This is a genomic window from Citrobacter sp. Cpo103 (assembly GCF_030332605.1).
Lineage (GTDB): Bacteria > Pseudomonadota > Gammaproteobacteria > Enterobacterales > Enterobacteriaceae > Citrobacter > Citrobacter portucalensis.
This window is the reverse complement of record NZ_JAOWHO010000029.1, coordinates 266,445-281,198: the sequence shown is the minus strand read 5'-3', so window position 1 is coordinate 281,198 and position 14,754 is coordinate 266,445. Positions and strand designations below refer to the sequence as shown.

The following is a 14,754-nucleotide window of genomic DNA, read 5'->3' as shown; positions in this document are numbered from 1 at the left end:
TGTAGTGATAAGCGAAGGAAGTGCTGCTGCCGACAGGCGCAAATTAAATCTCGTCTGGTGTACGAAGATTCGTTACAGCAATACGTTCGCCGCGTTTACGCTCGCGTTCTGACTGCATATTGGCGCGATAAACGCCCTGATCGCCAACCACCCAGGAGAGCGGACGGCGTTCTTTGCCAATGGAATCTTGCAGCAGCATCAGAGCCTGCATATACGCTTCTGGGCGCGGCGGACATCCCGGGATGTACACATCGACCGGAATAAATTTATCAACGCCCTGCACTACAGAATAGATGTCGTACATACCGCCGGAGTTGGCGCATGCGCCCATGGAAATAACCCATTTCGGTTCCAGCATCTGATCGTAGAGGCGCTGAATAACTGGCGCCATTTTGGTAAAGCAGGTTCCGGCTACGACCATCAGGTCAGCCTGACGCGGCGATGCACGCAGTACTTCCGCACCAAAACGGGCCACATCGTGCACGGCGGTAAACGAGGTCACCATCTCAACGTAGCAGCAGGAAAGGCCAAAGTTATATGGCCAAATTGAGTTTTTACGGCCCCAGTTAACCATGTCATGCAGTTTGCCCATGAACACGTTTTTGTTAACTTCTTGTTCCAGGGGGTCGGTTACGATCTCCTGTTTTTGCAGGGGGTAACGGTCGTTCTCACCGTTAGGATCTATGCGGGTGAGCGTATAATCCATCTTAATGCCTCGCGGTTAGCGTTGACGATTAGCGATACTGTTCGTTTCCGGGTTCATACGCTCGCGGCGTGAACGCGCGGGCGTCCAGTCCAGCGCGCCAATACGCACCAGATAAACCAGACCTGCCAGTAACACAAAAATAAAAATTGCAGCTTCCACAAAGCCAATCCAGCCGCTTTCACGGATAGAAGTTGACCATGCGAACAGATACAGCGCTTCAACGTCGAAGATAACGAAGAACATGGCTACCAGATAAAACTTGGCAGACAGGCGCAGGCGGGCGGTGCCGACCGAGTCGATACCTGATTCAAACGGCACGTTTTTAGATCTCGCGCGTGCGCGACCCCCTAAAAACCAGCCGCCGACGAGCATCAGGCAGCACAGGCCAATGGCAACGATAAGAAAGATAGCGAATGCCCAGTGATGAGCGATGATTTCAGTGGATGTTGACATACTCATTGCTTACTCATCAAAAGTAGCGCCAAATTCTCTGCTCTTTTCGGCAGATGAACGCCACATCGATTCATGGGGAGGAATAAAAAAAACCTTACAATCACTGTGAAAAATCATTTTATACAGCTAATTGATGGGGTTTTTTACTCCTTTCTATAACCTTTTGTCAACTTTAACAAAAGTTTCCTCACATTATTTTACACTGTTCCAACTTCATTAACATAAAGTGCTCTTTAGACCTATTTCGATTGCATCATCGGTCATTTTTAATGTTGTTGAATCGTGTCCGTAGTGAAGTAAAAAAGATAATACACGTCTATTTTGACAGGAATTCACCCAGATGCCTCCCCCTAAATGGGAGTATTTTCTTGATCTGTGACACGCTTTTGTTAATTCACCATAAAAAACAGCAACAATTTCTCTAGTTTTTTAACATGGAAACATTTAACAACTCAGCTGATTATTTTTCATCCTATTGTCAGTCAGTTTTTTTACCTGCTGATTTTGTTAAGTTTTAGTATATGAATGAACAGAAAGCAGTAATATTTGCATAAAAAAAGAGCCGCTGGATGTTTTTTCATCATCAGTGGCTCTTTTTTACACTTACATTTTAAAACGTTTTTTTGTGACGCTTTACTCAAAGTCGCCTTCAACAATCAGCGAGTCATCTCCCCCTTCAGGGGTAAACTGATTGTATTGCCAAGGATTTTGATATGTCTGCATCGACTTAAAGATAACCTGAGCTAATTCATTTTGCGTGGCCGGATCGCTGCACAGCAGATACTCGGTATCAGGCAGAGGTGGCAATCCGTCTGCCGCACCCAGTACGCGTAAATCAGGGCTCATCATTTCGACAGGACGGGCAGTAACGCCCAGCCCTGCTTTTACCGCCGCGCGGACCGCAGGCAATGTTGAAGCGACATAGGCCAGACGCCACGGGATCTGTGCTGCATTCAACGTCGCCAGCACGATATCGCGAAACGGGCTGGGATCATCCAGCAGAACTAACGGCACCGGTTCCCCTTTTTGCAGGATATATTCGGCTGCGCAATACCAGTGCGTCGGTGAAGTTCGCAAATTCAGGCACTCAAAATCGCCAGGTCGGTTAGTGGTGACCACTAAATCCACTTCTTGCGACTTAAGCATCTCCACCATGTAGGCGTTGCGTTTCACTCTGACATCCAGTGCAAGTTTCGGATAAACCGAACTTATACGGTTAAGCAGAAAAGGGAGTATGGTATCGGCGGATTCATCAGAAGCACCGATAGTTAACACCCCCTGAAGATTGTTAAACATCAATGATGAGCATGCCTCATCATTAAATCGCAGTATTTTCCTGGCGTAACCCAACAACTGGATACCATGTTCGGTCAGCAGTTTGTTGCGTCCATGGCGCGCGAACAACTCTTTCCCCACAAGTTGTTCAAGACGCTGCATTTGCTGACTTACCGCAGACTGAGTTCGACATACCGCAGCTGCCGCAGCCGCAAAGGTATTCAGGTCGGCAACAGCAACAAAGGTTCTCAGCAGATCGAGGTCGAGGTTAATTATCGGACGATTTGCATTTATCATAGTTTTTCACTTACTCGCGGGTCATACCGGGTTAATGCTGTGCATTCAGAATCAAACAACTCCATTTGTAATGTGCCTCCCTTCAGTTTCGCTTAGTGTAACCAAGTGAAAATAAGGATGTATTTGGTTTAACAAACGAAACAATTCTCTTTCTGAGCTATTTTAATACCCGTGATATTCATCGGAATATAGCAACGAGAAAGAGCCGTATTTTTAGCTGCTGGATGATTCTGACTAATGGGAAACATGTAAATTTTGTAAATTTAAAAAATAGTTAACGAACAATAATTTACACATTAAAAACTAACTTTTCAGGATGTTAGGAACAACCAACAAACATTTGAATTATCGTAAAATTCGTACTACACACCATTTCATAGGAGTTATCTTAACCTAAAACCACTATATTCATAAGTGTTATCGCGAATAATTCCGGGCAAATTGGTGTTATGTCAGTGCAACGGTTTTCGTATTATTGGCCCACTCAATTTGATGTCGTTTAAATAATAAATAATAATTAATTAAGAATCTCTCAATTCATTAATTATGCTTAACAATGGATTCACACCGCATCACGCAGGGATCAGACCGATAACAGATTTCGCAGGCAAAACCTCAGTATTTTCGAAATACGCCATTCAGCTGAGATCTCGACTACCTTTTTCTTTACAGGCCTAACTTTTTTAGGCCAGACAAATCACCACACCCACACTAACAAAGCAAAATATAAACCACAAAAAAACCCAACAACCCAGATTATTACTCTACAAAAATCATATTATTTAGTTATTAACAGTGAATTATAATCCTCCTGCTTTCCAAAATCTTCTACTAGAGACCCTTCAAAACTCACCGTCGTGGGAGTACATTGTGCTGGGCTGACTTCCACGGCAGGGAGTGGCATTCACAGCTAAAAAGGTCAACGTTCATGTCCCCCATTGAAAAATCCAGCAAATTAGAAAACGTCTGTTATGACATTCGCGGCCCGGTTCTGAAGGAAGCAAAGCGCCTGGAAGAAGAAGGCAACAAAGTTCTGAAACTGAACATCGGCAACCCTGCGCCTTTCGGGTTTGAAGCGCCAGATGAAATTTTGGTGGATGTGATCCGCAATTTGCCAACTGCGCAAGGATATTGCGATTCCAAAGGCCTTTATTCAGCCCGCAAAGCAATCATGCAGCATTACCAGGCCCGTGGGATGCGCGACGTAACCGTGGAAGATATCTATATCGGTAACGGCGTATCTGAATTGATTGTGCAGGCCATGCAGGCATTGCTAAACAGTGGGGACGAAATGCTGGTTCCTGCACCTGATTATCCACTGTGGACGGCGGCGGTTTCGCTCTCTGGTGGTAATGCCGTGCACTACCTGTGTGACGAATCGTCAGACTGGTTCCCGGACCTGGATGATATCCGCGCCAAAATTACGCCGCGTACCCGTGGGATCGTCATCATCAACCCAAACAACCCTACTGGCGCGGTGTATTCTAAAGAGCTGCTGATGGAGATTGTTGAGATTGCCCGCCAAAACAATCTCATCATCTTTGCGGACGAGATTTACGACAAAATTCTTTACGATGACGCCGAACACCACTCGATTGCGGCAATGGCCCCTGACCTGCTGACTATTACCTTTAACGGCCTGTCAAAAACCTATCGTGTTGCCGGTTTCCGCCAGGGCTGGATGGTACTGAACGGACCGAAGAAACATGCCAAAGGGTATATCGAAGGCCTTGAGATGCTGGCTTCTATGCGCCTGTGTGCCAACGTTCCGGCACAACATGCCATTCAAACCGCACTGGGTGGATATCAGAGCATCAGCGAATTCATCATGCCTGGCGGACGTCTGTATGAGCAACGTAACCGCGCCTGGGAACTGCTTAATGACATCCCCGGCGTCTCTTGCGTAAAACCGCGCGGTGCGCTGTATATGTTCCCGAAAATTGATGCTAAACGCTTCAATATTCATGACGACCAGAAGATGGTACTCGACTTCCTGTTGCAGGAAAAAGTACTGCTGGTCCAGGGGACGGCATTCAACTGGCCGTGGCCGGATCATTTCCGCATCGTCACGCTACCGCGTATTGACGATATCGAAATGTCGCTGAGTAAATTTGAGCGTTTCCTGTCAGGGTATCGCCAGCTGTAACCACGCAAAGTGCTGCCGGGTTTGCATCCGGTAGCACTCTCTGCGCAAAATACCGTTACTGAAGTCACTGAGTAAGGGTCGTTATGAAGCAGAGCCACTTTTTTGCCCACCTCTCCCGTCTGAAACTCATTAACCGCTGGCCGCTGATGCGCAACGTGCGCACCGAAAACGTGTCCGAACACAGTCTGCAGGTTGCCATGGTTGCCCATGCGCTGGCCGCAATTAAAAACCGTAAATTTGGTGGTCAGGTTAATGCTGAGCGTATTGCCCTGCTGGCGATGTATCACGATGCGTCAGAGGTGTTAACCGGCGATCTCCCTACCCCAGTGAAATATTTTAACTCGCAGATTGCTCAGGAATATAAAGCGATAGAGAAAATTGCCCAACAAAAACTGGTCGATATGGTTCCTGATGAGCTGCGCGATATTTTTGCGCCACTCATTGATGAACATGCCTTAAGCGAAGAAGAGAGGTCGATTGTTAAACAGGCCGATGCCCTGTGCGCGTATCTGAAGTGCCTGGAAGAACTCTCCGCCGGTAACAACGAATTTCTGCTGGCGAAAACACGTCTGGAAAAAACGCTGGAGTCACGACGAAGCGAAGAGATGGACTACTTTATGGACGTGTTCGTCCCGAGTTTTCACCTCTCATTAGATGAAATCAGTCAGGATTCTCCATTGTAAGTTTGCGACAACGTTACCTTTGTAGGCCGGATAAGGCGTTAGCCGCCATCCGGCACATAAAAATCAAAACGGAAACAGCATCGGGATCATCACCACGCACACCACCATCACAATGATGGTAAACGGCACGCCAATTTTTACGAAATCGCTAAAGCTGTAGTTACCCGGCCCGAGCACCAGTGTGTTTACCGGTGAAGAAACTGGCGTCATAAAGGCTGCGGAAGCCGCCATCGCAATCACCATCGCAAAAGGATACGGCGAAACGCCCATAGACTTTGCTGCCGCCAGCGCAATCGGCGCCATCAGTACCGCCGTCGCAGTGTTAGAGATAAATAACCCAATGGTCGCGCACAGCACGAACAGGCAGCCCAGCATCATATACGGGCCGTACCCTCCACCAACGTCTATTAACCCTTTAACCACCAGATCAACACCGCCCGTTTTCTGTAATGCCAGCGCAAAGGGCATCATTCCGACAATCAAAATAATACTTGGCCAGTGAATGGCTTTATAGGCGCTTTCGGCATCAATGCAACGGAATTTTCCCATCAGCAAACAGGCGATAATCGCGGCAACCGTATTAGGAATTTCATCGGTGAGCATTAACGCGACCATCAGCACCAGACAGAAAATCGCATGCGGCGCCTGGCTGTGCGCCGGGGAGGCTTCACTAACTTCCACGGGCATATTCAGCACCACGAAATCGCGCCCTTTTTGCCCCAACAAAGTGATGAGTTTCCAGTTACCCACCACCAGAATAATATCGCCCATCAGCAGCGGCTCATTGACGACCGCCCCGTCCAGCGCCGCACCATCACGCTTCAGTCCGACGACATTCAGACCATAACGTGTGCGAAAGGCGATTTCCCGTACCGTTTTGCCGATCAATTCCGATTCAGGGATCAATGAAATCTCGGCCATACCCACATCAAGCGCCTGCTCAGAGAAGTATTCGCCACGCAGCACCATTGGCTCCAACAGTTGCTCGCTGCAAAATTCACGCAGGTCAACGTCGGCCGCTGACATATCGATCAGCAATACGTCACGGGCACGGAACTCAGAAACCCCGTTAACATCAACAATCACGCGGCGAAAACGCCGCCAGCGTTCAACACCAATCACGTTTGCCCCGTAGCGCTCACGCAATTTCAGGTCATCCAGACGTTGGCCAATCATGGGAGAACCCGGGCGAATCGCCAGGCGACGAGCACGTCCTGTCAGGCGATATTCTTTAATCAGGTCGCGAAAGGTCCGGCGCTTCCAGCCGTCTCCCGGCTGCCCGGAGTCTTCGCCTTTCAGCATAAAACGCATCACCAGCATATAAATTATGCCGAGAACCAACACCACCAGCCCCAGTGGGGTTACGCTAAAAAAGCTAAAACCGTTAAGTCCTTCACGTAACAATTCACTGTTGACGACCAGGTTCGGCGGCGTTGCCACCAGCGTCATCATGCCGCTTATCAATCCGGCAAAGCTCAATGGCATCATCAGGCGTGAGGGGGAAATTTGCATGCGCATGGAAACGCTTAAGACAACCGGAATAAAGATGGCGACCACACCGGTCGAACTCATGAAGGCACCAAGTCCGGCTACGGTTATCATCAGCAACACCAGCATTTTGACTTCACTGCTACCGGCGACCTTCACCAGCCAGGCACCCATTACCGTCGCCACGCCGGTACGCACCAGGCCGTCGCCGATAATGAATAAAGCCGCTATCAAAATAACGTTAGGATCGCTGAACCCGGAAAAAGCCTCTGTGATGCTCAATGTTCCGCTCAGAACAAAGGCAATAATGACCAGCAAAGCGACCGCGTCCATACGCACTCTGCCAGTTGCAAACAAGACGACGGCAATCGCCAGCAATGAGAGAACCCATATCAATTCACCGTTCACAACATATCCTTGTTAAATGAGAGGGATGGACTGATTCTGCCATAAAAAAGCCCCAACAATCTGGGGCTAAATCATGATCAGGTATTTCTTATAACGACCACATTTCCGTTGGGTTGTTTGGTCACAGAAATATGCTCCAGACTGGTCAGCGAAAAATCCACCTCGTCCAGACGCGGCGTATCCGCTGGCGCGTTAACCGCGATGACATGACACCCAGCCGCCAGTCCTGAAAGCACCCCGGCGGGGGCATCTTCCACCACTGCACATTCCTGCGGTGCCAGGCCCAGAAGCTGAGCGCCTAACAGATACGCGTCTGGTTCTGGTTTCCCTCTCTTTACCCGCTCGGCGGTGACAAACACTTCAGGAGCAGGAAGCCCAGCAACACGATGGCGCGCCCGTGCGACCGGCATGGAGCCGGAGGTCACAATCGCCCATGGAATACCCGCTTTATTGAGATGGTTGAGTAAATCAACAGCCCCCGGCAGCGCGGTGATCCCGGCGGTTTCCGTCGCTTCGATCTGCTCCAGACGGGTAAACTCCGCGGCGATCTCTGCCTCAGATTTGCCCACCATAAAGTGTCGCAGGGAGGTAATGGCCTGCTTACCATGAATAAAGCCGAGTACCTCGGCGTGATCGAGGCCGAAGCGATCGGCCCAGTTGCACCACGCACGCTCTACTGCGGGTAAGGAATCGACCAGCGTTCCATCCAGATCAAACAGAAAACCTTTGCACTGCACGCTCGCCCCCTCAGGCATTAATGATTTGGTTAATTTCATTCGAGCTCAGGTGATACTGACGCGGGCAAGAGTGCCAAACATTCAGCATACGCTGATATTTTTCCCACATTGGGGTCTGGGCGTTGAAGCCATGCGTACCCGCATCAAAGTGGGTGTAACGACCTTCCACATTGACCATAAAACGAACATACCCGAGGAAACGGGCTTCCGTTGCAGCGTCAAAACCGAGGAAGGTCACGCGACGCTCATCAATAGCCTGTGCATCCTTAAGATTAGTCCAGGACACATGTAATGCGTGATACATCTCCATAATATCGATAATCGTACGACAGGTTTCTTCCGTCAGCTCACCAAACTCACGATCCAGCTCACGCATCTGCAAGCCGTAACCGCGTTCAATAATCGTCTGCAAACGACGATAACGCTCGGCGTTAGTTGGATCGAGCATAGTCATCATTTTGTACTGATTCGACAAAATCAGACGTTGAGCGTTGGTCATTTCCATTTGGGACTCCTGTATCACTACTACTGCGATGAAAAAAAAGAAGGCATCATGTGCCTTCTTTTATATGCGTAATCAGGGGTCAATTACAAATCATCAAGGAAAGTTTTATCCAGTTGTTTGAAGGCGCGCTTAAGCGTGTCAGCCAGCGCCTGGTAATCCGGCTTTCCTTCTACCGGAGAGAGCGCCTGCCCAGCTTCTTGCAATTTACCCCGAACTTCGTAGAACCAATTGAGAATTGAAGGCGGCAGCGGCGTTACAGAACGTTTTCCCAGCCACCACATCCCCTGCATCGGCAGGCTAAGCGCAAACAGCGCAGTCGCCACGGCCGGGCCCAACTGCCCCCCTAACGCAATTTGCCAACATAAGGTGAAGACGGCGATAGGCGGCATAAAACGGATCGCGTAACGCGTCATGCGGATCACGCGGTTCTCAACAAACACGGGCGCAAGGCGCTTTTCCATTGGCCACGTCTTTGCATAGTGCTGCCCCCGGCGAAACAAGCTAAAAAAATTGACGGAGCGATTATCCGGTGTCGACATGGCGGTTACCTCAACTTCACATATAAAAATTAAAAAATTTGTGCAAAACAACAACTACAAGGGACATCGTTCAAAACATTTTGTCTTTGATACCCACATTCAGGTATCCTGTGCCGGCCTGTAAGGCCTGTAGTCCAAAATCATTGAGTCGTCAAATTGGCATACATTATGCCATTGCCTGAAAAATACGCAAAATGACATAGACTCAAAGGTATTTATTCCATCGTGCCCAAAAAGACTATGGCGCATGATGTTAATCATAAACGTCGGTGTCATCATGCGCTACGCTCTATGACTCCCTGACGTTTTTTTAGCCACGTATCATAAATAGGTACTTCCATGTCGAGTAAGTTAGTACTGGTTCTGAACTGCGGTAGCTCCTCACTGAAATTTGCCATCATCGATGCAGTAAACGGTGAAGAATACCTCTCTGGTTTAGCCGAATGTTTCCATCTCCCAGAAGCACGTATCAAGTGGAAAATGGACGGCGGTAAACAAGAAGCGGCTTTAGGTGCAGGCGCCGCTCACAGTGAAGCGCTGAACTTTATCGTTAACACTATTCTGGCACAAAAACCAGAATTGTCTGCGCAATTGACCGCTATTGGTCACCGTATCGTACACGGCGGCGAGAAGTACACCAGCTCCGTGGTTATCGATGATTCTGTTATTCAGGGCATCAAAGATTCTGCCTCTTTCGCACCGCTGCATAACCCGGCTCACCTGATCGGTATCGCAGAAGCGCTGAAATCCTTCCCTAATCTGAAAGACAAAAACGTGGCTGTATTCGACACCGCGTTCCATCAGACTATGCCGGAAGAGTCTTACCTCTATGCTCTGCCGTACAGCCTCTACAAAGAACACGGCGTTCGTCGTTACGGCGCACACGGTACCAGCCACTTCTTCGTCACTCAGGAAGCGGCAAAAGTACTGAACAAACCGGTTGAAGAGCTGAACATCATCACTTGCCACCTGGGCAACGGCGGTTCTGTATCTGCTATCCGTAACGGTAAATGTGTTGATACCTCCATGGGTCTGACCCCACTGGAAGGTCTGGTGATGGGTACACGTTCCGGTGACATCGACCCGGCGATCATCTTCCACCTGCACGATACCCTGGGCATGAGCGTTGACCAGATCAACAAAATGCTGACCAAAGAGTCCGGCCTGCTGGGTCTGACCGAAGTCACCAGCGACTGCCGTTATGTTGAAGATAACTACGCTACTAAAGAAGACGCTAAACGTGCAATGGACGTTTACTGCCACCGTCTGGCGAAATACATCGGTTCTTACACTGCGCTGATGGATGGTCGTCTGGATGCAGTTGTCTTCACCGGTGGTATCGGTGAAAACGCAGCGATGGTTCGTGAACTGTCTCTGGGCAAACTGGGCGTTCTGGGCTTTGAAGTTGACCACGAACGTAACCTGGCCGCACGTTTCGGCAAATCTGGTTTCATCAACAAAGAAGGTACCCGTCCTGCGCTGGTTATCCCAACCAACGAAGAACTGGTTATCGCGCAAGACGCGAGCCGCCTGACTGCCTGATTTCACACCGCCAGCCTAGCTGGCGGTGCTGTTTTGTAACCCGTCTAAATTGGCGGTAACGAAAGAGGATAAACCGTGTCCCGTATTATTATGCTGATCCCTACCGGAACCAGCGTCGGCCTGACCAGCGTCAGCCTTGGCGTGATCCGCGCAATGGAACGCAAAGGCGTTCGTCTGAGCGTCTTTAAGCCGATTGCTCAACCGCGTGCCGGTGGCGATGCGCCAGACCAGACTACCAGCATCGTCCGCGCTAACTCTTCTCTGCCAGCCGCTGAGCCGCTGAAGATGAGCCACGTTGAATCTCTGCTGTCCAGCAATCAGAAAGATGTGCTGATGGAAGAGATCATCGCGAACTACCACGCGAACACCAAAGACGCTGAAGTTGTACTGGTTGAAGGCCTGGTCCCAACCCGTAAACATCAGTTCGCGCAGTCCCTGAACTACGAAATCGCGAAAACGCTGAACGCGGAAATCGTCTTCGTTATGTCTCAGGGTACCGACACCCCAGAACAGCTGAACGAGCGTATTGAACTGACTCGCAGCAGCTTCGGCGGCGCGAAAAACACCAACATCACCGGCGTAATCGTTAACAAACTGAACGCACCGGTTGATGAGCAGGGCCGTACTCGCCCGGATCTGTCCGAGATTTTCGACGACTCTTCCAAAGCGAAAGTGATCAAAGTTGATCCGGCTAAACTGCAAGAATCCAGCCCGCTGCCGGTTCTGGGCGCGGTGCCATGGAGCTTCGATCTGATCGCTACTCGTGCAATCGATATGGCGCGTCACCTGAACGCCACCATCGTTAACGAAGGCGATATCAACACCCGTCGCGTGAAGTCTGTGACGTTCTGCGCACGCAGCATTCCGCACATGCTGGAACACTTCCGCGCAGGCTCCCTGCTGGTAACTTCCGCAGATCGTCCTGACGTGCTGGTTGCAGCATGCCTGGCGGCCATGAACGGCGTGGAAATCGGTGCCCTGCTGCTGACTGGCGGCTACGAAATGGACGCGCGCATCACTAAACTGTGCGAACGTGCATTTGAAACCGGCCTGCCGGTATTCATGGTAAACACCAACACCTGGCAGACCTCTCTGAGCCTGCAGAGCTTCAACCTGGAAGTTCCGGTTGACGATCACGAGCGCATTGAGAAAGTCCAGGAATACGTTGCTAACTACATCAACGCTGACTGGATTGAATCCCTGACTGCGACCTCTGAGCGCAGCCGTCGTCTGTCTCCGCCAGCGTTCCGTTACCAGTTGACCGAGCTGGCGCGCAAAGCGGGCAAACGCGTTGTTCTGCCGGAAGGCGACGAACCGCGTACCGTTAAAGCAGCAGCCATCTGTGCTGAACGTGGTATCGCAACCTGCGTACTGCTGGGTAACCCGGATGAGATCACCCGCGTTGCAGCCTCTCAGGGCGTTGAACTGGGCGCTGGCGTAGAAATCGTTGATCCAGATGTGGTTCGCGAAAGCTACGTTGCTCGCCTGGTCGAACTGCGTAAAAACAAAGGTATGACCGAAACCGTTGCCCGCGAACAGCTGGAAGACAACGTGGTTCTCGGTACCCTGATGCTGGAGCAAGACGACGTTGACGGCCTGGTTTCTGGTGCAGTACACACCACCGCGAACACCATCCGTCCGCCGCTGCAGCTGATCAAAACTGCGCCGGGTAGCTCCCTGGTGTCTTCCGTGTTCTTCATGCTGCTGCCGGATCAGGTTTACGTTTACGGCGACTGCGCGATCAACCCGGATCCGACCGCAGAGCAGCTGGCAGAAATCGCGATTCAATCCGCTGATTCCGCAATTGCCTTCGGTATCGAACCGCGCGTAGCGATGCTCTCTTACTCCACCGGTACTTCTGGTGCAGGTAGCGACGTAGAGAAAGTTCGCGAAGCAACCCGTCTGGCGCAGGAAAAACGTCCTGACCTGATGATCGACGGTCCGCTGCAGTACGACGCCGCCGTTATGGCTGACGTAGCAAAATCCAAAGCGCCGAACTCTCCGGTTGCAGGTCGCGCTACCGTGTTCATCTTCCCGGATCTGAACACCGGTAACACCACCTACAAAGCGGTACAGCGTTCTGCCGACCTGATCTCCATCGGGCCGATGCTGCAGGGTATGCGCAAGCCGGTGAACGACCTGTCTCGTGGCGCGCTGGTAGACGATATCGTCTACACCATCGCACTGACCGCGATCCAGTCTTCCCAGCAGCAGCAGTAATCTGCCGAGTGTGCCGGATCTCTTATCCGGCAACACATCTGCTTATCAAACCGGAAATAGCTGATATTTCCGGTTTTTTTATGTCTGTTTCCCCTTTGGCATAATCTGAAATATTTGCCTGAATGCGCTGCATCAATGAATAACCATTCTTCTGTTCGCATACTTACTCTCTTTTGCGTTGCAACAGGGATAGTCTTTCATGTCAGCAGTAACAGAATCACAGCCAGCTAAAAAATGGGCGATGCCCGACACGCTGGTGATTATTTTTTTCGTCGCCATTTTAACCAGTCTGGCAACATGGGTTGTTCCCGTCGGGATGTTCGATAGCCAGGAAGTTCAGTATCAGGTTGATGGACAAACCAAAACCCGTAAGGTGGTTGACCCCCATTCCTTTCGTATTCTGACCAACGACGCAGGTGAAGAGCAGTATCACCGGGTGCAGTTATTCACCACCGGAGATGAACGCCCAGGCCTGATGAATTTCCCGTTTGAAGGATTAACCTCCGGCTCGAAATTCGGCACTGCTGTGGGCATCATTATGTTTATGCTGGTCATTGGCGGCGCATTCGGCATCGTTATGCGTACCGGCACCATTGATAACGGCATCCTGGCGCTCATTCGCCATACGCGGGGCAACGAGGTCCTGTTTATCCCAGTGCTGTTTATTCTCTTCTCCTTAGGCGGCGCGGTGTTTGGCATGGGGGAAGAGGCTGTTGCCTTTGCCATTATCATCGCGCCTTTGATGGTACGGCTAGGTTACGACAGTATCACCACCGTTCTGGTTACCTATATCGCGACTCAGATTGGTTTCGCCAGCTCATGGATGAACCCATTTTGCGTGGTGGTCGCGCAAGGTATTGCGGGAGTACCGGTGCTCTCTGGTTCCGGGCTACGCATCGTGGTCTGGGTGATCGCTACACTAATCGGGCTGACCTTCACGCTGGCCTATGCGGCGCGTATCAAAAAGAATCCGCTTTTGTCCCGGGTACATGAATCCGACCGCTTCTTTCGCGAGCAGCAGGACGAGGTCGTGGAACGACGCTTCACGCTGGGCGACTGGTTAGTGCTACTGGTGCTGACCGCGGTGATGATTTGGGTTGTCTGGGGCGTTATCGTCAACGCGTGGTTTATTCCTGAGATCGCCAGTCAGTTCTTCACGATGGGTCTGGTGATTGGCATTATCGGCGTCGTGTTCCGGCTCAACGGCATGACGGTCAACATCATGGCCTCCTCATTCACTGAGGGTGCACGAATGATGATTGCCCCTGCCCTGCTGGTTGGTTTTGCCAAAGGCATTTTACTGCTGGTCGGTAATGGAGAGGCGGGTGAAGCCAGCGTGTTAAACACTCTGCTGCACAGCATTGCCAATGGCATCAGCGGGCTGGATAACGCCATCGCGGCGTGGTTTATGCTATTGTTCCAGGCAGTATTTAATTTCTTCGTCACTTCCGGCTCTGGTCAGGCTGCGTTAACCATGCCGCTACTGGCACCGCTGGGCGATCTGGTTGGCGTAAACCGTCAGGTCACGGTCCTGGCCTTCCAGTTTGGCGACGGATTCAGTCATATTATCTATCCGACGTCAGCATCTCTGATGGCTACGTTAGGCGTTTGTCGGGTGGATTTTCGTAACTGGCTGAAGGTAGGTGCTACGCTGTTGGGACTGCTGTTTATTATGTCCAGCGTGGTGGTGATTGGCGCGCAGATGATGGGTTACCATTAAAAAGTGTGCGTCCGGCCTACTCGATTTCTCGACGC

At 50.6% G+C, this 14,754-nt stretch carries 12 protein-coding genes; 5 read left to right on the top strand and 7 right to left on the bottom strand.

The genetic code is table 11. The annotated features are described in order from the left end of the window. Positions 1-43: 43 nt before the first annotated feature. The 3 genes from nuoB to lrhA all read right to left on the bottom strand — a co-directional run bounded on the left by nuoB (position 44) and on the right by lrhA (position 2,731). Positions 44-706: an NADH-quinone oxidoreductase subunit NuoB gene (gene nuoB / locus OGX89_RS10080; protein WP_003028075.1), complete on the bottom strand. Its 663-nt coding sequence runs from the start codon at positions 704-706 to the stop codon at positions 44-46. A 15-nt stretch (positions 707-721) separates the two neighbouring features. Continuing rightward, positions 722-1,165, bottom strand: a complete 444-nt coding sequence (nuoA, locus tag OGX89_RS10075) for an NADH-quinone oxidoreductase subunit NuoA (RefSeq protein ID WP_003028077.1) — start codon at positions 1,163-1,165, stop codon at positions 722-724. A gap of 627 nt (positions 1,166-1,792) precedes the next feature. Next, on the bottom strand, positions 1,793-2,731 hold the full coding sequence (lrhA, locus tag OGX89_RS10070) for a transcriptional regulator LrhA (RefSeq protein WP_003834760.1): 939 nt from the start codon (positions 2,729-2,731) through the stop codon (positions 1,793-1,795). Between the two features lie 928 nt (positions 2,732-3,659). Here lrhA and alaA point away from each other — a divergent pair. Beyond that, positions 3,660-4,877 (top strand): alanine transaminase AlaA, encoded by a 1,218-nt coding sequence (gene alaA, locus OGX89_RS10065; RefSeq protein ID WP_003028082.1) that lies wholly within the window; start codon positions 3,660-3,662, stop codon positions 4,875-4,877. A gap of 83 nt (positions 4,878-4,960) precedes the next feature. Then, positions 4,961-5,560, top strand: coding sequence for a 5'-deoxynucleotidase (yfbR, locus tag OGX89_RS10060; protein WP_003028083.1), 600 nt, complete (start codon positions 4,961-4,963; stop codon positions 5,558-5,560). 63 nt (positions 5,561-5,623) lie between these two features. On the opposite strand, the gene OGX89_RS10055 is transcribed toward yfbR, so the two are convergent. From OGX89_RS10055 to yfbV, 4 genes are all read right to left on the bottom strand, one after another. Next, the gene (locus OGX89_RS10055; RefSeq protein ID WP_125112634.1) at positions 5,624-7,456 is read right to left on the bottom strand and encodes an SLC13 family permease; all 1,833 of its coding nucleotides are present in this window, start codon (positions 7,454-7,456) and stop codon (positions 5,624-5,626) included. 77 nt (positions 7,457-7,533) lie between these two features. After that, positions 7,534-8,211 carry a sugar phosphatase gene (locus OGX89_RS10050; RefSeq protein ID WP_008785348.1) on the bottom strand — a complete coding sequence of 226 codons (678 nt, stop codon included), beginning with the start codon at positions 8,209-8,211 and terminating at the stop codon, positions 7,534-7,536. Then, positions 8,204-8,698, bottom strand: a complete 495-nt coding sequence (locus OGX89_RS10045; protein WP_125112635.1) for a YfbU family protein — start codon at positions 8,696-8,698, stop codon at positions 8,204-8,206. Before OGX89_RS10045 ends, OGX89_RS10050 begins: the two co-directional genes overlap by 8 nt. Before the next feature lie 83 nt (positions 8,699-8,781). After that, positions 8,782-9,237 carry a terminus macrodomain insulation protein YfbV gene (yfbV, locus tag OGX89_RS10040; protein WP_003028087.1) on the bottom strand — a complete coding sequence of 152 codons (456 nt, stop codon included), beginning with the start codon at positions 9,235-9,237 and terminating at the stop codon, positions 8,782-8,784. 339 nt (positions 9,238-9,576) lie between these two features. On the opposite strand from yfbV, the gene ackA reads away from it, so the two are divergent. The 3 genes from ackA to yfcC all read left to right on the top strand — a co-directional run bounded on the left by ackA (position 9,577) and on the right by yfcC (position 14,719). After that, positions 9,577-10,779 (top strand): acetate kinase, encoded by a 1,203-nt coding sequence (gene ackA / locus OGX89_RS10035; RefSeq protein ID WP_003834770.1) that lies wholly within the window; start codon positions 9,577-9,579, stop codon positions 10,777-10,779. Positions 10,780-10,854: 75 nt separating this feature from the next. After that, positions 10,855-12,999 carry a phosphate acetyltransferase gene (gene pta, locus OGX89_RS10030; RefSeq protein ID WP_008785351.1) on the top strand — a complete coding sequence of 715 codons (2,145 nt, stop codon included), beginning with the start codon at positions 10,855-10,857 and terminating at the stop codon, positions 12,997-12,999. 199 nt (positions 13,000-13,198) lie between these two features. Next, the gene (gene yfcC / locus OGX89_RS10025; RefSeq protein WP_063940562.1) at positions 13,199-14,719 is read left to right on the top strand and encodes a putative basic amino acid antiporter YfcC; all 1,521 of its coding nucleotides are present in this window, start codon (positions 13,199-13,201) and stop codon (positions 14,717-14,719) included. Positions 14,720-14,754 lie beyond the last annotated feature (35 nt).